General features: G+C 40.7%; 21 protein-coding genes. 15 read left to right on the top strand and 6 right to left on the bottom strand.

Annotated elements, in window-relative coordinates:
- The first annotated feature begins 22 nt into the window (after nt 1-22).
- Together POV26_RS05335 and POV26_RS05330 are read left to right on the top strand one after the other, a co-directional pair.
- Nucleotides 23-1,642 (top strand): ABC transporter substrate-binding protein, encoded by a 1,620-nt coding sequence (locus tag POV26_RS05335; RefSeq protein ID WP_272855438.1) that lies wholly within the window; start codon nt 23-25, stop codon nt 1,640-1,642.
- A gap of 37 nt (nt 1,643-1,679) precedes the next feature.
- A complete protein-coding gene (locus POV26_RS05330; protein WP_272855437.1) occupies nt 1,680-1,961 on the top strand; it encodes a hypothetical protein in 282 nt (93 codons plus the stop codon).
- Here the strand turns inward: POV26_RS05330 and POV26_RS05325 are convergent.
- Nucleotides 1,958-3,133 carry a GlmU family protein gene (locus tag POV26_RS05325; protein ID WP_272855436.1) on the bottom strand — a complete coding sequence of 392 codons (1,176 nt, stop codon included), beginning with the start codon at nt 3,131-3,133 and terminating at the stop codon, nt 1,958-1,960. The genes POV26_RS05330 and POV26_RS05325 overlap by 4 nt on opposite strands.
- A 165-nt stretch (nt 3,134-3,298) precedes the next feature.
- Complete coding sequence (locus POV26_RS05320; RefSeq protein ID WP_272855576.1) at nt 3,299-3,580, bottom strand: type B 50S ribosomal protein L31; 282 nt, start codon at nt 3,578-3,580, stop codon at nt 3,299-3,301.
- Nucleotides 3,581-3,790: 210 nt separating this feature from the next.
- On the opposite strand from POV26_RS05320, the gene POV26_RS05315 reads away from it, so the two are divergent.
- From POV26_RS05315 to POV26_RS05285, 7 genes are all read left to right on the top strand, one after another.
- Nucleotides 3,791-4,321 (top strand): DUF4199 domain-containing protein, encoded by a 531-nt coding sequence (locus POV26_RS05315; protein ID WP_272855435.1) that lies wholly within the window; start codon nt 3,791-3,793, stop codon nt 4,319-4,321.
- Between the two features lie 8 nt (nt 4,322-4,329).
- Complete coding sequence (locus POV26_RS05310) at nt 4,330-5,277, top strand: glycosyltransferase family 2 protein (RefSeq protein ID WP_272855434.1); 948 nt, start codon at nt 4,330-4,332, stop codon at nt 5,275-5,277.
- A gap of 203 nt (nt 5,278-5,480) precedes the next feature.
- Nucleotides 5,481-7,196, top strand: a complete 1,716-nt coding sequence (locus tag POV26_RS05305) for a phospho-sugar mutase (RefSeq protein WP_272855433.1) — start codon at nt 5,481-5,483, stop codon at nt 7,194-7,196.
- Entirely contained in the window at nt 7,196-9,022 is a 1,827-nt protein-coding gene (locus POV26_RS05300) for an ABC transporter ATP-binding protein (protein WP_272855432.1), read from the top strand. Before POV26_RS05305 ends, POV26_RS05300 begins: the two co-directional genes overlap by 1 nt.
- Nucleotides 9,023-9,139: 117 nt before the next feature.
- Nucleotides 9,140-9,694 carry an RNA polymerase sigma factor gene (locus tag POV26_RS05295; RefSeq protein ID WP_272855431.1) on the top strand — a complete coding sequence of 185 codons (555 nt, stop codon included), beginning with the start codon at nt 9,140-9,142 and terminating at the stop codon, nt 9,692-9,694.
- Between the two features lie 24 nt (nt 9,695-9,718).
- Complete coding sequence (locus POV26_RS05290; protein WP_272855430.1) at nt 9,719-10,219, top strand: hypothetical protein; 501 nt, start codon at nt 9,719-9,721, stop codon at nt 10,217-10,219.
- Entirely contained in the window at nt 10,216-10,668 is a 453-nt protein-coding gene (locus POV26_RS05285; protein WP_272855429.1) for a hypothetical protein, read from the top strand. The genes POV26_RS05290 and POV26_RS05285 overlap by 4 nt, the downstream gene beginning before the upstream one ends.
- Nucleotides 10,669-10,721: 53 nt before the next feature.
- Here the strand turns inward: POV26_RS05285 and POV26_RS05280 are convergent, their stop codons facing one another.
- Nucleotides 10,722-11,567 carry a DUF2911 domain-containing protein gene (locus tag POV26_RS05280; protein ID WP_272855428.1) on the bottom strand — a complete coding sequence of 282 codons (846 nt, stop codon included), beginning with the start codon at nt 11,565-11,567 and terminating at the stop codon, nt 10,722-10,724.
- Between the two features lie 333 nt (nt 11,568-11,900).
- Between POV26_RS05280 and POV26_RS05275 the strand changes: the two genes are divergently transcribed.
- The 4 genes from POV26_RS05275 to POV26_RS05260 all read left to right on the top strand — a co-directional run bounded on the left by POV26_RS05275 (nt 11,901) and on the right by POV26_RS05260 (nt 14,708).
- Nucleotides 11,901-12,371, top strand: a complete 471-nt coding sequence (locus POV26_RS05275) for an SRPBCC family protein (RefSeq protein WP_272855427.1) — start codon at nt 11,901-11,903, stop codon at nt 12,369-12,371.
- 4 nt (nt 12,372-12,375) lie between these two features.
- Complete coding sequence (locus POV26_RS05270) at nt 12,376-13,680, top strand: cryptochrome/photolyase family protein (RefSeq protein WP_272855426.1); 1,305 nt, start codon at nt 12,376-12,378, stop codon at nt 13,678-13,680.
- A 114-nt stretch (nt 13,681-13,794) separates the two neighbouring features.
- Nucleotides 13,795-14,016 (top strand): (4Fe-4S)-binding protein, encoded by a 222-nt coding sequence (locus tag POV26_RS05265; RefSeq protein WP_272855425.1) that lies wholly within the window; start codon nt 13,795-13,797, stop codon nt 14,014-14,016.
- A 104-nt stretch (nt 14,017-14,120) separates the two neighbouring features.
- On the top strand, nt 14,121-14,708 hold the full coding sequence (locus POV26_RS05260) for a hypothetical protein (protein WP_272855424.1): 588 nt from the start codon (nt 14,121-14,123) through the stop codon (nt 14,706-14,708).
- 6 nt (nt 14,709-14,714) lie between these two features.
- On the opposite strand, the gene murA is transcribed toward POV26_RS05260, so the two are convergent.
- From murA to POV26_RS05245, 3 genes are all read right to left on the bottom strand, one after another.
- Nucleotides 14,715-16,028, bottom strand: coding sequence for a UDP-N-acetylglucosamine 1-carboxyvinyltransferase (murA, locus tag POV26_RS05255; protein WP_272855423.1), 1,314 nt, complete (start codon nt 16,026-16,028; stop codon nt 14,715-14,717).
- 17 nt (nt 16,029-16,045) lie between these two features.
- A complete protein-coding gene (locus tag POV26_RS05250; protein WP_272855422.1) occupies nt 16,046-16,702 on the bottom strand; it encodes a DUF4290 domain-containing protein in 657 nt (218 codons plus the stop codon).
- 78 nt (nt 16,703-16,780) lie between these two features.
- Nucleotides 16,781-17,071, bottom strand: a complete 291-nt coding sequence (locus POV26_RS05245) for a DUF493 family protein (RefSeq protein ID WP_272855421.1) — start codon at nt 17,069-17,071, stop codon at nt 16,781-16,783.
- 83 nt (nt 17,072-17,154) lie between these two features.
- On the opposite strand from POV26_RS05245, the gene POV26_RS05240 reads away from it, so the two are divergent.
- Nucleotides 17,155-17,694 carry an AAA family ATPase gene (locus POV26_RS05240; RefSeq protein ID WP_272855420.1) on the top strand — a complete coding sequence of 180 codons (540 nt, stop codon included), beginning with the start codon at nt 17,155-17,157 and terminating at the stop codon, nt 17,692-17,694.
- A 94-nt stretch (nt 17,695-17,788) separates the two neighbouring features.
- Nucleotides 17,789-19,687, top strand: a complete 1,899-nt coding sequence (locus tag POV26_RS05235) for a RecQ family ATP-dependent DNA helicase (protein WP_272855419.1) — start codon at nt 17,789-17,791, stop codon at nt 19,685-19,687.
- Nucleotides 19,688-19,697 lie beyond the last annotated feature (10 nt).

The raw sequence follows: 19,697 nt of genomic DNA, 5'->3' as shown, positions 1-19,697 counted from the left end.
GCATTCGTGGTAAATTTTTTAAATGATTAAAATTCTATCAATTTTCACCGTACTCCTCACGCTCCTATCCTGCACCAAAAAGGCAGAATCAGACCGCGACCACCTCGTTTTCCGCTATAACGAACACGGAAACATCCCGACATTAGACCCAGCATTTGCCCGAAATTCGCAGGCCATTTGGCCGGATAACCAACTTTATAACGGCTTGGTGCAATTGGATGATTCGTTGAACATTAAGCCCGATATCGCCCAAAGCTGGACCATTGACGATTCCACAAACACCTATACATTTACGCTGCGGAATGACGTTTATTTCCATCAAAATGTGGCTTTTGCCAAAATGGACCCCGACGGTCTGCCCCGCTACACGCGAAAAGTAATAGCATCAGATTTTGTGTACAGTTTCGACCGTTTGACGGATGAAAAAGTAGCCTCCTCCGGCAGTTGGGTGATGAATTATGTTGAAAAATATTGGGCCGAAGACGACCATACTTTTATAATCAGATTGAAGCAGCCCTTTCCCGCATTTATGGGCTTGCTCTCGATGCGCTATTGTTCGGTGGTGCCGAGGGAAGCAGTCGATTATTATGGCAATGAATTCCGAAGAAATCCGGTGGGCACGGGACCATTTCAGTTTAAAATGTGGGAAGAAAACGTGAAGCTTGTTTTCAGAAAAAATCCGCTGTATTTCGAAAGGGATGAAAACGGAGAAAGGCTCCCCTATTTAGAGGCCGTGGCAATCACATTTTTGCCCGATAAGCAAAGTGAATTTTTACAGTTTGCCCAGGGCAAGCTCGATTTCATTTCGGGTTTGGACGGCAGTTACAAAGACGAACTTTTAACCACGCGCGGAAAGCTGCAACCAAAGTACGACGACTTGGCTTATATGATTACGGGACCGTATTTGAATACGGAATACCTCGGTTTTTTTCTCGGTACAGATACGCCCGAAATAAAAAGCAAGACCTTGCGACAGGCCATCAATTACGGCTTCGATCGCCAAAAGATGGTAACCTATCTTCGCAACGGCATGGGCATTCCGGCCATTCACGGTTTTATTCCGAAAGGCTTGCCCGGCTATGCTGAAATTGACGGTTACACCTATCAGCCTGAAAAAGCCAAGGAATTGATTGCACAATATAAAACCGAAACGGGCGACACAAAACCCGAAATTACTATAGGCACCAACAGCCAGTATTTGGATCTGTGCGAATACGTGCAGCGCGAACTCGAAAAACTCGGGATTGCGGTGACGATAGACGTAATGCCGCCTTCCACGCTTCGGCAGATGAAAAGCAGCGGCGAGCTGGATATTTTTCGCGCCAGCTGGATTGCCGATTATCCTGATGCCGAAAATTATCTATCACTGTTTTACAGTCCCAATTTCGCTCCAAATGGTCCAAATTATATGCACTTTCGCAATACTACTTTTGACAGTATTTATGAAAAGGCGCTTACAATTTCAAAAATTGAGGAACGGAAAATCCTCTATACGAAAATGGATTCGATTATTGTTGAAGAAGCGCCGGTAGTGCCATTGTTTTATGACATGGCGGTTCGGTTTGTGAATAAAAAAGTGTCGGGTCTGGGCATTAACCCGCAGAATTTTTTGGTTTTGAAACACGTAAAAAAGTCGAAATAATTTGTAAATTACAGTTTAAACTTCAAAAAAGTAAAAAATGGGATTTGGAGGTTCTGCTCTGGCAATGGCACAAACGCTTCGCAATAATGCAAAGCAACTTGTAAAACGTGATAAATACTTTGAAAAGGACATCACACCTTCAAATAGTAGCTATGGAAAAATCATCGATTACAAAAAAATGTCCCCCGAACAATTTGAGGCATTCAAACAAAAACTGCGTCAAAAAGAAATAGAGCGACAAAAACGGCTAACTATTGTCTTTGGAAGCGTTATGGTAGTGATTGTTGCAGCCCTGGTTTATCTTTTATTTTTTTATTAAGCCTTTCGCCATTTGGCCGTTTCCTCAAAAACACGTTCCAAAATCTTGGCGTCCATTTCTGAAAATTCAATATTTCTTCGGCTCATAACAACTTTTGCCACTTCAAAAGCCTTGTCGGTTTTATAAGTGGTAAAACCACCGCTTCCGCCCCAACTGAAACTGGGGACAAAATTCCGCGGGAAACCGCTTCCGAAGATATTGGCGCTCACGCCCACTACCGTTCCGGTATTGAACATGGTATTGATGCCGCATTTGCTGTGGTCGCCCATCATTAACCCGCAAAATTGAAGCCCGGTTCTGGCAAAACCTTCGGTTTCGTAATCCCAGAGCCGCACTTCGGCGTAGTTGTTTTTTAGGTTGGAATTGTTGGTATCTGCCCCCAAATTGCACCATTCGCCCAAAACTGAATTTCCCAAAAACCCGTCGTGGCCTTTGTTTGAATATCCAAAAATCACGGAGTTATTCACCTCGCCCCCAACCTTGCTGTGCGGGCCAACGGTGGTGTTTGTATAAATCTTGGCACCCATTTTTAAGGTGGAATGTTCGCAAAGTGCAAACGGCCCGCGCACCAATGCGCCTTCCATAATTTCGGCATCTTTACCTATATATATGGGTCCTTCGGAAGCGTTTAAAGTGCAAAATTCAATTTTAGCACCTTCTTCTATAAAAATATTTTGAGGATTTTTTGTCCAAACACCTTCGGGAATAGGCTGCGATTTTCTACCCTGGGTGAGCATTTCAAAATCGCGTTTTATTGCCTCGCCATTTTTTGAGAAAATATCCCAGGTGTGCTCTATTCTCAACACATCGTTGTGGGCATATTGGATTATATCGAAAGTTTCAAAATCTACTTCCTGCCCTTCGGTCGTAAAAAAAGCTATTGGTTCCTCATCAAAAAAGACCGCCTGGTTTTCCTCCAATCCTTTAATAATATTCGCTAAATTTTCCGAAGGAAGGAAAGACGCATTTATCAAAATATTCTTCTCAAGCTCCAAAAACGGATATTTTTCTGAAAGATAGTCTTCGGTAACGGTAGTTGTGGTAAAGCCCAACAAGTGTTCCCACTTTTCGCGAATAGTCAAGATACCCACACGAATATCGGCGACGGGACGTGTAAAAGTGAATGGTAAAAGCTGGTTGCGGACGCTGCCGTCGAAGAGGATGTAATTCATTTTGATTTACGATTTTAAATTTTAGATTTTCGATTTCCTAAAAATCATAGTTATAAAAATACATATTCAATATTACTCAAAAATCTACAATCGGCAATCGTAAATTTAAAATCAAAAAAGCCCTCGATTTCTCGAAGGCTTTTATATGTTTTACTAAAATGAAGATTATTCTTCAGTTTTAGCTTCTTTTGCAGCAGGTTTTTTAAACTTGTCGTATTTGTTTTTGAATTTGTCAATACGTCCTGCAGTATCAATAAGTTTTGCTTTTCCAGTATAAAAAGGGTGTGAAGAACGTGAAATCTCCATCTTTACCAAAGGATACTCAACACCATCCACTTCGATAGTTTCTTTAGTATCTGCAGTTGATTTTGTAAGGAATACATCTTCATTGCTCATATCCTTAAAAGCAACTAATCTATAATTTTCTGGGTGGATACCTTTTTTCATCTCTCTAATATTATAATTTAAAAATGCGCTCTTCCGACCTTTCGGAAATGAGTTTGCAAATTTAAGTATTAATTGGAAATTAGCAACAAAATAATGCACTTTTTTAATTCGCTTCAAAATTGACCGCAAATGTAACGTTTTACTATCTTTGTTTACTAACAAACCGAACCAGCCTGCCCCATTTTGGCAGGACAAAAAACCAATAGAAAAATGGAAACCCAAACAACTTCTTTAAAAAAAATAGCGCTCAATTATGGAGTTCTATTGGCACTGCTTTCAATTGCCCTACAAGTTATCTCTTACGTACTTGACGTTCATATTGATCGGCCATGGTGGCTCACTGTGCTTCAGCTGCTTATTTCCGTAAGCGTTATTGTGTATGGGATAAAAGCATTCAAAACGGAAAACTCAGGTTTTCTTACACTGAGTCAGGCTTTAAAAGCAGGTTTGGCCATAAGCCTAGTTGCAGGTATTATTGCCGTTATATTCAATTTTATTTTTATGAATTATATCGATCCAGATTTTATTCAGAAAACGTTGGATTTTTCACGGGAACAAATGTTGGAAAAAAACCCAGATATGACGCAGGAACAGATTGATATGGCCATGAGCATGTCGGCCAAGTTTATGTCACCTTGGATTATGTCTGCTTTCGCAATAATTGCAACTTTATTTTTTGGTTTTATTATTTCATTATTCGCAGGGTTGATAATGAAGAAAAACCCACCACAACAACTGTAATAAACTGAATGAACATTTCCATCGCCATCCCGCTTCTTAACGAAGAAGAATCGCTTAATGAATTATACCGTTGGATTGCAGAAGTTATGCAATCCAATGGTTTTTTATACGAGCTCATCTTTATTGACGATGGCAGTACAGATAGTTCCTGGAAAATTATTGAAAAGTTATCCCGTGAAAATTCTGAGGTAAAAGGAATCCGTTTTCAGAAGAATTACGGAAAATCGCAAGCCTTGCACGCGGGTTTTGCAATGGCCAAAGGCGATGTGATTATTACGATGGACGCCGATCTGCAGGACAATCCCGAAGAAATTCCCGAACTCTATAAAATGGTTACCGAAGAGGGTTTCGACCTTGTTTCGGGCTGGAAAAAGAAACGCTACGACTCCGTATTGAGCAAAAACCTGCCTTCAAAACTGTTCAATTATGCGGCACGGAAAACTTCTGGCGTAAAATTGCACGACTTTAATTGTGGGTTGAAAGCCTATAAAAAAGACGTGGTAAAAACCATTGAGGTTACTGGCGAAATGCACCGCTATATTCCGGTGCTTGCAAAAAATGCAGGCTTTGGCAATATTTCTGAAAAACCTGTTTTGCACCAGGCCCGAAAATACGGAACCACAAAATTTGGCGCCGAACGTTTTATCCGCGGGTTTTTGGACTTGATTACCATTTGGTTTTTGTCGCGATTCGGGAAACGGCCTATGCATCTTTTTGGCGCTTGGGGCGCATTTATGCTGTTTATAGGGTTTTGCTTTGCCCTTTTTCTCGGCATAGACAAGCTTTTTATAAACCCAGCCGGAAGGCTTATTGCCGAAAGACCGGAGTTCTTTATATCGCTGACAGCAATGATTTTAGGAACACAACTTTTTCTCGCTGGGTTTTTGGGGGAATTGATCCTTCGAAGTAAAAAGGATTCGCGAAACTACATCATTAAAGAAACTGTCAATTCATGATTTGGGATTGCAATTCGTTAATTCGAAAATAAATTCCATTTAATTTTTATCCCGAAGGGATTATATATTTATTGAACTTAATTACCCCAATGTTTTTAAGACCCCGAAGGGGTCGAATCTTTTGAATTTCATTTAATCTATAAATATTTGAACCCTTCGGGTTCATTCTTTTTTATGTTATTTTTGCACCTTAATTTAAGTGAATGATTTACGTAGATCCGAAAATTTTAGCCCGCGTTAATAAGTGGTTAACCCCTTTTTTTGACGAAAAAACCCAGCACGAAATCAAGGAAATGATCGCTTACGATCCTGAGGGATTGGAAGACAGCTTTTATAAAAACCTGGAATTCGGAACCGGTGGAATGCGAGGCATAATGGGGCTTGGCGATAACCGAATCAATAAATATACCTTGGGCAAAAATACCCAAGGCCTTTCAAATTATTTAAAAAAACAGTTTCAGAACCAAGAAATTAAGGTTGCCATAGCTTACGATTGCCGCCACAACAGCAAGGAATTTGCAAAAGTAGTGTCCGATGTATTTTCAGCGAATGGCATAAAGGTGTTTCTTTTTTCAGAATTGCGGCCCACGCCAGAGCTTTCCTTTGCCGTAAAACTGTTGGATTGCCAAGCGGGAATTGTTTTAACGGCTTCCCACAATCCGCCCGAATACAACGGTTACAAAGTGTATTGGGAAGATGGCGGACAACTGGTGCCGCCGCAGGATGGCGAGATTATTACCGAAATAAATTCGCTGAAATACGAAGAGGTAAAATTTGAAGCAAACGAAAATTTAATCCAATTTATAGATTCTGAAGTTGACGAAGCATTTGCAAAAGCTTCAATTGAAAACGGAACTTTTAATACTTCCCAAGAAGCGAAAGACAATTTAAAAATTGTTTTTACTTCGCTTCACGGAACGTCAATCACAATGATTCCGAAGGTTTTGGAACAAGCGGGCTATAAAAATGTTTCCATTGTTGAAGCACAGGCAGAACCAAACGGCAATTTTCCAACGGTAAAATCGCCCAATCCCGAAGAACCAGCAGCCTTAAAAATGGCCTTGGAACTCGCCGAAGAAGAAAATGCAGACATCGTAATTGGCACCGATCCTGATTGCGACCGTTTGGGTGTTGCTGTTCGAAACGACAAAAATGAAATGGTTTTGCTCAACGGAAACCAGACCATGGTTTTGATGACGCACTTTCTTTTGGAACAATGGCAAAAAGCCGGAAAGCTGAACGGCAAACAGTTTGTGGCATCCACAATCGTTTCTACGCCAATGGTGGAAAAGGTTGCGGCCCATTTCAACGTAAAATATATGGAAGGGCTTACGGGCTTTAAGTGGATTGCCAAAATGATAAAAGACCATCCCGAGCTGGAGTTTATTGGCGGCGGCGAGGAAAGTTTCGGCTATTTGGTGGGCGATTTCGTCCGCGATAAGGACGCAGTTACCGCTACCCTATTGGCCTGCGAGATTGCTGCCCAGAAAAAACACGCTGGCGGTAGTATGTTTCAATATTTGAATGCCATTTACAGCCAATTCGGCAATTACCGCGAACACTTGATTTCAGTTACCAAAAAAGGAAAAAAAGGTGCCGAGGAAATTGCGGCAATAATGAAAACGCTTCGGGAGAACCCTTTTACCGAAATTGCTGGAAGTAAAGTAATTCGATTGGACGATGTCTCAAAAAACCAAACAACAGATTTCACAAAACAGGAAACTTTGTCATTAAACCTGCCAAAATCCAACGTTTTGATCTATTATACTGAAGATGGCAGCAAAATTGCAGCCCGACCCAGCGGCACCGAACCGAAAATAAAGTTCTACATTAGCGTGAACACTTTGGAAAAAGATACCTTTGAGGAAATACTTCAGAAAAAGATTGACGCCATTGCCGCACAACTAAACATCAGTTAATGAATTATTTCAGAAAAATACTGCGCTATGTGCTTCCCTATAAGAAGTATGCGTACCTAAATATTTTTTTTAATATCCTTTACGCCGTTTTCAGCACCTTGTCGTTCTTGGCGTTGATACCGGTTTTGCAGGTGATATTCAGCGACCAACGTGAGGTTGGAAAATTGCCGGTTTACGAAGGAATCACTAAATTGACTACCTATATTCAGGATTCCTTAAATTATCATCTGGTAAAATTCATCAATGAATACGGCGACTTTAAGGTCCTCTTGTTTATGATCGGAATCATAATTGCCATTTTTCTTCTTAAAAACCTATGTAATTATATGGCAATGTTTTACTCCACTTTTCTTCGGAATGGAGTGTTGAAGGATTTGAGAAATGACCTATATAGCAAGGTAATTCAATTTCCATTGGCTTTTTATTCCGAAAAAAGAAAAGGTGATACCATTTCTAGACTAAGTGGTGATGTGGATGAAGTAAAAAACTCGGTGCTTTCGGTTCTCGAAATGATTGTCCGCGAACCGTTGACAATCATTTTTTCATTGGCAACGATGCTTTTCATTAGTCCGAAATTGACGCTTTTCGTTTTCCTTTTTTTACCCATTTCCGGGTTTTTGATTTCAAAAATTGGCAAATCCCTAAAAAAAGGGTCACTGAAGGTGCAGGAAGAACAGGGAATGTTCCTGTCAATTTTGGAGGAAACTATGGGCGGGTTGCGCATTATAAAGGCTTTTCACGCAGAAAATATATTCCAGAAAAAATTTGAGGACAGCAATCAGCGTTTTTATAAATATTCCAATTCCGTCTTAAACCGTCAAAACCTCGCTTCGCCATTGAGCGAATTGCTAGGAATCATAACTATTGGGGTGCTCTTGATCTATGGCGGCTATTTGGTTTTTGTAGATCAAACATTGGATGCAAGTTTTTTTCTCGGCTACATTATGCTGGCCTACAATATCTTAACGCCCGCCAAAGCCATTGCAAAAGCAAGCTATTCCGTGAAACGTGCCGATGGTTCCGCACGTCGTATTCTGGAATTATTGGAAGCCGAAAACACGATTACCGATATTGAAAACCCCATTCAAAAAGAAGGTTTTGAAGAAACTATTTCAATAAAAAACATTTCGTTTAAATACGAAGACCAATATGTGCTGAAAGATTTTTCTTTGGAAATACCCAAAGGAAAAACCGTGGCACTCGTTGGCCAATCCGGAAGCGGAAAAAGTACGATTGCAAATTTATTGACCCGTTTTTACGACGTAAACAAAGGCAGCATCGAAATTGATGGCGTGGACATAAAAAATATTTCCAAAAGATCCTTACGCGGTTTAATGGGGATTGTTTCGCAGGATTCCATTCTTTTCAACGATTCCGTGGCCAACAATTTAAAACTCGGAAAACCACTCGCCACCGATTCGGAAGTGATGGAGGCCGCAGAAATCAGCAATTCATACGAATTTATAAAAGACCTGCCCGAAGGTTTTGAAACCAACATTGGCGATAGCGGCAACAAACTGAGCGGTGGCCAAAAGCAACGTTTGAGCATCGCCCGTGCCGTTCTCAAAAATCCACCGATCATGATTTTGGATGAAGCAACATCGGCTTTGGACACCGAAAGCGAGCGTTTGGTGCAGGATGCCTTGGAAAAAATGATGAAAAACCGCACTTCCATCGTTATTGCGCATCGGCTTTCCACGATTCAAAATGCAGACAATATCGTGGTCCTTTCCAAAGGAAAAATCGTGGAACAGGGCAAACACCAGGAATTATTGGAGAAAAAAGGGGTGTATTACAGTTTGGTGGAAATGCAATCGTTGGCGTAGAGACGCACGGCCGTGCGTCTCTAATCTGCGGCCGTGCGTCTCTACGGTGTGCGAAAAAAAATCGCCGCGATTAAACCATCGCGCAATAATCTTGTCATATAACCGATTGCGAAAACAATGGTTGAAGAAAAAGAACTGGTTACGGCCCTGCAGACCGAAGCGGACAAAGAATTCGCCTTTCGGGAACTTGTCTCGCAGTATAAGGAACGGCTGTATTGGCAAATCAGGAATATGGTTTTGGACCATGACGATGCGGATGACGTACTTCAGAATACGTTTATCAAAATTTTCAGAAATATCAATTCCTTCAAAGGTGATAGCAAGCTGCACACTTGGATGTATCGGATTGCCGCAAACGAATCCATCACTTTTCTGAACAAAAAAGCGAAACGCAATAATATTTCAATGGAAAAGGTGAAAAACAATGCATTGCGCAACCTTGAAAGCGACGTATATTTTGAAGGCGACCAGCTACAGCTTCAATTTCAAAGAGCGATTGCAACGCTTCCCGATAGGCAACGGCTGATCTTCACAATGAAATATTTTGAGGACCACACTTTTGAGGAGCTTTCCGAAATTCTAAAAACTTCGGTTGGCGGTTTGAAAAGCAGCTATCACATTGCGGTAAAAAAAATTACGGAATTCATAAAAACACCACATGAAACTCTTTAAGGTTTTTTAAGTCTTAAATAAGCAATGAAAGAAAATAAAAACACATCTGGCTTTAAAACCCCCGAAAACTATTTTGAGAGTTTCGAGGCGCGCCTGTTTTGCAGGATTTCAGAAGAAAACTTTCCGAAATCTGCTGGACACAAGGTTCCCGATGGATATTTTGAACAAATGGAGGACCGTGTTTTGAAAACCGTATTCCATTCGGAAAAACCTGCGAAAGTGATTCCGCTCTTCCCGAAAAAGTACTTCGGTTATGCGGCGGCAGTAGCTGCCAGTTTGCTGATTGGTTTCACAATTTTCAATACGGAAACTGATAATTCCAGCTTAGATTCGCTGCAACTGGCGGCTATTGACACATACATTGAAGATGGCAATTTGAACCTGGACCTCTACGATCTCACTTCGTATTTAAACGATGATGACATAACCGATTTAAATCTTGACTTCCAACAAATTCCGGAAAGCACGCTCAAAAACTATCTTTTGGAACAACTGGATGAAGCAACCTTAATAAACGAACAATGAAGAAATTGATTATTATATTCCTGCTTTTGGCTGCAACAATGCAAGCGCAGGAAGGGAAATACGAAAAAATTAAGGCATTTAAGACTGCCTATATTACGGAAAAATTGGCGCTTACCCCTTCAGAGGCAGAAAAATTTTGGCCGATCTATAACAAATTTGACGACAAGTTTAGGGACCTTCGAAAGAAGGAACGAAGTGAAATCTTCCAAAAATTGCGCGAAGGATTGGACAACCTGAACGATGCCGAAGCCAATGAATTAATTGACGTAAGCCTAACCATTGAAAGTGAAGAGGTGGCATTGCGCAAACAGATGATTACTGAGCTGCGCAAAGTTATTTCCCCCAAAAAAATAATCATCCTCAAAAAAACCGAGAATGATTTTAAAAAAGAGCTGCTGGACCGTTACAGAAACAGTAAAGGCGAGAAAGGCCCCAAGGGACCAAAATAAATAACAAAGCCCCGAAATGTCGGGGCCTTCTTTATGGAATTAAACGGAGATAATTACATGGCTCCCCACTCTTTCAATGACTTCTCGTTCAATGCTACGTAATCATTGTTTCCCGCAGCCTTGGCGAGTTCCAAAGATTTTTTAGCTGCCTCGATAGCCCCTTTTTTATCCCCCGCTTTTGCATAGATCAAAGATTTTTGGCGCAATTGCCAGAATTTTGGGTCCTTGTTCATTTCGATAGACTTATCGATCCAAGCTTTAGCCTGGTTCACGTCCTTTCCAGCTTCCAAATAATACACGGCAGCGGAATAGTAATCATTTGCCGAGGGCCCGTTCATAACTCGCTGGATGCTTGCCGTTACCGTTTTATCGGTATTGAATTTAATGGGCACGCCAACGTATGTTTTTTCCCAAAGCATCCCCAGCGTTGCTGCGTCATTCTTCAAATCATCAAAAGACATTGTGAACGTCTCAATGTCCATGGGCATCGGATATGCCTGCGCAGACACTTCTGCCGCTACTTTGCTATCATCCCATTTTTCAGGAGTTCCCCAATTGTTCGTGTCATCATAAAAATAAACTTCCCAGCTTGAGGTACCAGGCTTGGTATAAATTGCATAAGATCCGGCCTTTAGCGTTTTGCCCCCTATCTCAACGTCATCACTAAAGGTAATTTTGGTATTTGCATTAGCCCCTGTGCGCCATATAGCATCATAAGGCACCAATCCTCCAAAGATTGTCCTGCCTTTCATGGAAGGTCTTGAATATTCTAAAGTAACATCTGTAAGCCCAACTTTCTGTTCAATTTTTTGAAACGGACTTGGCTGTGGTGTTTCAATTTGTGCCTGAATGCCAATTGTTAACATCAAAGCGGAAAAAAGTAAAATTATCTTTTTCATCGTAATGGTTTTAAGGTGTTTATATTTTTCACGAAGTTACAGTTTGAAAATTTTTTAATAGTTAAGAAAAGCCTAAAAAAAATGACAAACAATTACGAACAGAAACCTCTTAATTCAAGCTATTGTTTAAATACGGAAGAATTGTTAATTATTTGTTTAAACTTTTTTAAATATACTGAAACAAAGTATTTTTAGGCAAAAAGAACTATTATGAAGTTATTACGCAGATTATTTAGAGGAAAGAACGGGAGCAGCGATTCCAAAACCAAAATTTACAGATTGTTGCGCATGAACAAGCAACTTGCTTTCAAACCGAACAAGTAAAAAAAGGGAATGAAAATCTATACGCTGCATGCAAAACAGAAGCTCCCCATCACTACGGACGAGGCCTGGAATTTTTTTTCAAACCCTGAAAATTTAAAAGTCATAACGCCCGATTATATGGGTTTTCACATACAGTCCGGTGCAGATAGACCGATGTTTGCAGGCCAGATTATAGAATACATTGTTACTCCTATTTTAGGCATCAAAACCAAATGGGTTACCGAAATAACCCACGTGGTGGAGAAAGAATATTTTGTGGACGAACAACGCTTTGGCCCTTACGCCTTGTGGCACCACAAACATTTTTTAAAAGAAATTGAAGGTGGGGTTGAGATGGAAGATTTGCTTCACTATAAGCTGCCGCTCGGATTTTTGGGCCAATTGGTACATCCTCTTTTGGTAAAGCCGAAGTTGGATGAAATTTTTGAATACCGAAAGGATAAGTTGGTAGAACTGTTCGGAAATTTTAAACTGAATTGAAAAGTTGAAGGAAAAAGTAAACATCTTTTGGTTCCGAAGGGATCTGCGGCTAAATGACAATGTAGGTTTCTACAAAGCCCTGCACGGAAAATTTCCTGTACTTCCCCTATTTATTTTTGATTCAGAAATACTGAATGAACTTCCAAAGGATGATGCGCGGGTCACTTTTATTTTTGAAACGCTCCAAAAGATGCGCAATGAATTGCAGGAAAACGGAAGTAGCCTGGCAATTTACCACGGGAAGCCACAGGAAGTTTTTAAAAAAGTGATTGCGGAATTTGAAATCCAAAACGTGATAACCAATCATGACTATGAGCCCTATGCAAAAAAACGCGATGAAGGGGTTGAAAAGTTTCTCGGCGAAAAAGAAATAGGTTTTTACACCTTTAAGGATCAAGTTATTTTTGAAAAAGACGAAATCGTGAAAGACGACGGCGATCCCTATATTGTGTACACGCCCTATATGAAGAAGTGGAAGGAAAAATTCAAAAAGGAGTATTCTGAAAAACTGTACTACACCAATGGGTTTCTGAAGAACCTTTATCAAAATTCACGACTTCCGAATCTTTCTTTGCGTGATCTTGGTTTTGAAAAATCGAAAATTGAAATTCCTGAATATGATGTTACGCCAACAACCATTCAGGAATATGAAAAGCGAAGAAACTTTCCCGCGGAAGACGCAACTTCACATTTGGGGCCACATTTGCGTTTTGGCACTGTGAGTATTCGAAAAATGATCAAAAAAGCGACTTCGGAAAGCAACGAAATGTTTTGGCAGGAATTAATCTGGCGGGAATTTTTTATGCAAATCCTATGGCACTTCCCCGAAACTGTGGAAAATGCATTCAAAAAAAAATATGACCGCATTGAATGGCGCAACCACGAGGCTGAATTCAAAAAATGGAAAACCGGCAAAACAGGCTATCCGTTGGTAGATGCCGGAATGCGACAACTGAACGAAACCGGCTATATGCACAACCGTGTGCGGATGGTGGCTGCCAGTTTTCTTTGTAAGCACCTTTTGATAGATTGGCGCTGGGGCGAAGCTTATTTTGCCGAAAAATTGTTGGACTATGAAATGGCCAGCAATGTTGGCAACTGGCAGTGGGCGGCCGGAAGTGGCGTAGATGCCGCTCCGTATTTCAGGATTTTCAATCCAACAACCCAAATTGAAAAGTTCGATAAAGCATATAAATACATCAAAAAATATATTCCCGAATTTGGCACTGAAAACTATCCCGAAAAGATTGTGGACCACAAAGAAGCACGGGAAAGATGTTTGCGGGTTTACAAAGATGCCGTTTCTTAAATTTTATTAATTTTCGTACGATTATTCCTAAATAAGCGTGTTATATCGTTAAAAAATGTAGTTTTAGCTATCAAATTAAAAAAATAGTATTTACAAACCCCAAATTGTAAACCTATGGAAACCTACAAAAATATATTCACCAACGGTGATGTTATCGTTTCTTATGAACCGCACCGTTGTATCCACGCTGAAGCCTGTGCAAAAGGTCTTTCCGAAGTTTTCAAAACTTCAGTAATCCCTTGGATAGATTTAGACGGCGCGAGCACCAAAAAAATAATCAAGCAGGTAAAAAAATGTCCTTCCGGCGCATTGTCGTATTGTCTTCGCAAAAATTGAAGGGTTGTTAAAAATTTTGTAATTGGCAGTAAAATTTGGGCGGTTCAGCACAATTTTTATACTCTTGCGCTGTTAAATAAAGCATTGCAAACAAACCTGAAACCATGAAGAAGATTTTATCCCTTACCCTTCCCCTATTCTTTTTTAGCCTGACAATTACTGCGCAGGATTCAATTCAAGTAAACAAAAACACTTTAAATGACCAAATGACCGAGGCTTTTGACAAGAGCAACAGCTATCAGGAATACAAGGTTATTAAAAAAGCCCAACTGGCTACTTTAAGGCGAAATATTTTGGACTCGGTTTCAACGCTGCAAAAGAAAATTGCCTCTATGGAAAGCGAAATAGCTCAAGAAAAGATTGCCGTTGATTCTCTTGGGCACAACCTAAAAACCACACAACAGAACCTTATAAAGGCCAAAGAAAAGGAAGACGGCATTGAAATTTTTGGAATTCTAACCTCCAAAGCCACCTACAACTCAGTAATGTGGGGCATCATTGTAATTTTGTTGTTGATCAGTGGATTTCTATTCTACCGTTTTTTGAACAGCCATAAAATTACAAATGCCGCCCAACTGAAAATGGCCGAAATGGAAATTGAACTGGAAGATTACCGCCGAAACAGTTTGGAACGCGAACAAAAGCTCCGCAGAAAACTTCAGGACGAAATAAATAAAAATCGTAAGGCTTAGCTTGTTTTAGGACTCAGTCCTTGTAATTCTTGCGCCAATTGCCCGAAGTCTTTCGTCAATATTTTCATAACCCCTGTCTATCTGTTCAATATTGTGGATGGTACTTGTGCCTTCCGCTGAAAGTGCCGCGATCAACAATGAAATTCCAGCTCTAATGTCTGGCGATACCATGGTTGTGGCTTTCAGGTTCGACTGGAAGTTATGGCCAATAACCGTTGCTCTGTGCGGGTCGCAAAGAATGATTTTCGCTCCCATATCTATCAACTTATCCACAAAAAACAAACGGCTTTCAAACATTTTTTGATGAATGAGCACGCTTCCTTTTGCTTGCGTACAAACCACGAGAACAATGCTCAATAAATCTGGGGTAAAACCCGGCCACGGCGCATCGGCTACGGTAAGAATGGATCCATCAATATATCCTTGGATTTCGTATTCCTTGTGCGAGGGAATATGAATATCGTCTCCTTTCTTGTTCAGCTTAATCCCCAGTTTTCTAAAGGTTTCCGGGATTATGCCTAAATTTTCCCAACTAACGTTTTTAATCGTAATTTCACTATGGGTCATCGCAGCCAGACCAATCCAACTGCCTATTTCAATCATATCCGGCAAGATCCTGTGTTTACAGCCACCGAGGTTTTTTACACCTTCAATAATCAGCAAATTAGAACCGACACCGGTTATTTTGGCACCCATTGCGTTCAGCATTTTGCAGAGTTGCTGAATGTATGGCTCGCAAGCGGCATTGTAAATTGTAGTTTTTCCTTTAGCCAAAACAGCTGCCATAACAATGTTCGCTGTTCCCGTAACAGAGGCCTGGTCCAAAAGCATATAAGTTCCTTTTAAACCTTTTGGGGCCTCAACGCCATAAAAGCGCTCCTCCTTATTGTATCGGAATTTTGCCCCAAGTTTTATAAAACCTTCAAAATGGGTGTCCAGTCTTCTTCTTCCAATTTTATCGCCGCCCGGCCTAGGAATATAGCCCTTTCCGAATCTTGCCAACAAAGGCCCAACAATCATAATGGAACCGCGTAGCGAGCTTCCTTCTTGTTTGAAGAGTTCGGATTCCAGATACTCAAGATTGATATCGTCTGCCGTAAAAGCGTATTTGCCCTTTCCAAGTTTTTGGATTTTTACGCCGAGGTTCTCAAGGATTTTTATCAGTTTATTGACGTCAAGAATATCCGGAATGTTCTCGATGATCACTTTTTCCGGAGTCAATAATACGGCACAAAGAATTTGTAAGGCTTCATTTTTGGCACCCTGGGGCGTAATTTCGCCTTTCAGTGTATGCCCGCCCTCTATTTGAAAAGTTCCCATAGATAATGGTTGGAATTTTAATAACGTTTGCGGTTGCGGTTGCTGCTTTGCTTGTAGTTTTTCTTTCCTGAAGAATTTGTGTTGAAACGCTTTTTGTTCTTCAATAAATTGGAAGCATCACTTAAATCCTCATCGCTGTTTTTTAGGTTGATCTTTCCGTCAGAAAGTTCATAAAGATGTGCAAAGATCACATCATCTTCCACAGTGTCCTTGTTCCAATTGAGGAAACATTTTTTCATGTGGTTTGCAATCGTAAGGATCAGCCCTTCTTTTTTATCGCCTTCTTCCCAACTGTTTGCCACATCAATCATTCGTTTGATGTTATTGCCGTAAAAGCGATACTTCGGGTGGTTTTGTGGATATTTTAAAGGATCTGGGCGCTCCATGAGCTCTTCCCTTGAGGGAATTGGAAAAGGAGAGTCCACATCAAGTTTAAAGTCTGAAATAATAAAAAGCTGGTCCCAAAGCATGGGCTGAAAATCAGGAACGTCGCGAAGGTGCGGGTTTAAATTTCCCATTACCGCAATGATGCTTTTGGCTATTTTATTTCGTTCGTCTTTGTCTTCTGTAGCGATCGCTTGATCTACCATTTTTTGAATGTGGCGTCCGTATTCAGGGATAATCAATTTTGGACGCTCTGTATTGTATTCTATTTGTGCTACTTCTTGTATCAAAATGTTTTTATATTAAGGAAAGAATATTTAGTGTATTCGGAAAGATTGAAAATCGTTTCTCACGCAAAATACTAAAAATTATAGTGAAATTACTCCTTCAACGGTTGAAACTTCAAGATATTTTTTAACCACATCGTCCGGAGAGTCCATTGTAACTTTAATAGAGACACTGGAATAGGTTCCTTTTGATGAGTCGCGGGTAGTTATTTCGGCATCGGTCCCATCAAAAATAGCTTCTATTTCGGCAATTTTTTCAAGGTTGGCGGGTACTATAAATTTAAAAAGATAGGGCGATGGCCACGTGGTATCTTCTTCAAGTTGTTTTTTTAATCGCTCGTAAAATTCCGCTGTATTTTTGTCCTGATCCATTAAAATAATAATAGTGTATAGGCAACAAAGATACACTTTCACCACAAATATTTATTTACTTACTTTGTATAAAATTGAAACCTTTGGAAACGAAAAGAATTGTAATCACTGGCGGGCCCGGTTCAGGAAAAACAGCACTTATTAGGCATTTGGAAAAGGAAGGCTATGCCGTTATGCACGAAATTTCAAGGGACGTTATTTTGGAAGCCCAAAAGGAAGGCATTGCACAACTGTTTTTAGAGAACCCAATTCTTTTCAGTGAAAAACTGCTAAAAGGACGCCTTAAGCAATTCCACGAAGGAAAAAACTGCGCAGCACCAATACTTTTCTACGATCGCGGAATGCCCGATGTTACGGCCTACATGGATTTTGTGGATACCCATTATCCCGAAAACTTTTCAGAAACCTGTCTTGGGCATAGATACGATGAAGTCTTCGTACTGCCCCCGTGGGAAGAAATTTACGAACAGGACAACGAACGTTACGAATCTTTTGAGCAAGCTGAAAAAATCTTTCATTTCTTGAAAAATGGGTACGAAAAATACGCTTACAAAATTCACGAAGTACCCGTGGGTGCTATAACGGAGCGGGCGCAGTTCATTTTAAAAAAATTGGGATATTGAGATAGTTTTGGGCTACTTTAAAAAATAATCCAGAAACTTCACCCCATAATAACGCAATACCTTAGCAACCCAAAAACACAGTAACCCAATAACCTTGACAAACATCCACGACATCCTGACCAAATACTGGGGCTTTACTTCCTTCAAACCGTTGCAGGAAGAAATAATTGCATCCGTATTAAGTGGAAAGGACACCGTGGCGCTCTTGCCCACGGGCGGCGGAAAATCATTGTGCTTTCAAGTCCCGGCCTTGGCAATGGAAGGCATCTGCATTGTGGTTTCGCCTTTGGTGGCACTGATGGGCGACCAAGTAAATGCGCTGAAGGAACACGGCATAAAAGCTTTAAAACTGACCGGCGGAATTTCTTTTGACGAATTGAATACGCTACTGGACAATGCGCTTTACGGAAATTACAAGTTCCTATACCTTTCGCCCGAAAGGCTCCAACAAGAAATAGTTCAAAACTACATCAAGCAGATGAACGTGAATTTGATTGCGGTTGATGAAGCCCACTGCATCTCGCAATGGGGAAATGATTTTCGGCCAGCCTACAAAAACATAACCTTGCTTCGGGAAATTCATCCGTTGGCCCCCGTAATCGCGCTTACCGCAACCGCAACCGCTGAAGTTCTGGAAGATACCATTTCGGAATTAAAAATGGAACTTCCTGCGGTTTTCAAAAATTCATTTGTACGGGAAAATCTTTCGTATCAGGTTTTTAAGGAGGAAGATAAGCTCTATAAGGCAGAGCAGCTTCTCAAAACAAACAGTGGTTCTGCCATTGTTTATGTCAGAAACAGAAAAAGCACCGTTGAAATAAGCGGGCAACTTAACAGTTTGGGGATTTCCGCCACTTTTTTTCACGGCGGAATTTCAACCAAGGAAAAAGCGCAAAAACTCCAGTCTTGGCGAAGCGGGAAGTTTTCAACAATGGTGGCCACAAGTGCTTTTGGAATGGGCATTGACCACCCCAATGTGCGTTTCGTTATTCACCTTCAAATTCCCGAAAGCCTTGAGAGCTATTTTCAGGAAGCTGGTCGGGCGGGGCGCGATGGCGAATACGCTACGGCAGTGCTCCTTTATAATGAGTACGATAAAATGTATGTAAAGCAGCAGTTTGTCGAATCGCTGCCCACTACTTCAGAATTAAAAAGAATATACCGCACGCTTACCAATTATTTCCAAATACCTTACGGCGAAGGGGAATTTACCAAACACAATTTCGGTTTTTCGGAATTCTGTAAAACATACAACCTCAATTCGCTGTTAACCTATAATGCCTTGAACAGCTTGGACCGATTGGGCATTATTCAGCTTTCACAGGAATTCGGGCGAAAATCGATTGTCCAGTTTTTGATTTCTTCGGAACAAGTGCTCCGTTATTTCGAAAAAGATGCAACCGCTTCCATTATCGGGAAAACAATCCTCAGGATATATGGCGGAATATTTGAAATGCCAACCGCCATCAATCTGGATTTGATTATGTCCAAAACGGGACAATCTATTGAAACCATTATAGCCGTCCTTAAAAAGATGGAACGCGACCATGTAGTTGGCCTAACGCTGCAGATAACCGACGTAACGCTCACCTTTCTCGTACCGCGGGAAGATGACAAAACCATAAACGTTATTTCTCGTGAAGTGGAAGCCTTAAACCGAAAAAAAACGGCACAGGTAAATTCGGTGCTAACCTATATAGCAAATACCAAAACTTGCCGAAGCGAACAACTGGTCTCCTATTTTGGCGAAACCACCGTAAGCAAATGCGGAATTTGTTCGGTTTGCAAAGTACAGGATTCAAATTTATCAAACAAGGAGGTGCAACGCCTCGCTACTCAGATACTTGCGCTTATTGAAGGCGGCGATTTAAGTTCGCGGGACATTTCAGAAAAACTTACTTTTGCCGAAACCGATATTTTAAAGGTGCTCCGTTTGTTGATGGACGCCAATAAGATAAAGATCAATCCTAAAAACCGATATTATTTAAACTAACAGTTAAAAA

Source organism: Aequorivita todarodis (assembly GCF_028561335.1).
GTDB lineage: Bacteria > Bacteroidota > Bacteroidia > Flavobacteriales > Flavobacteriaceae > Aequorivita > Aequorivita todarodis.
The sequence above is the reverse complement of the archived record's forward strand: the minus strand, read 5'-3'. Positions and strand labels throughout refer to the sequence as shown.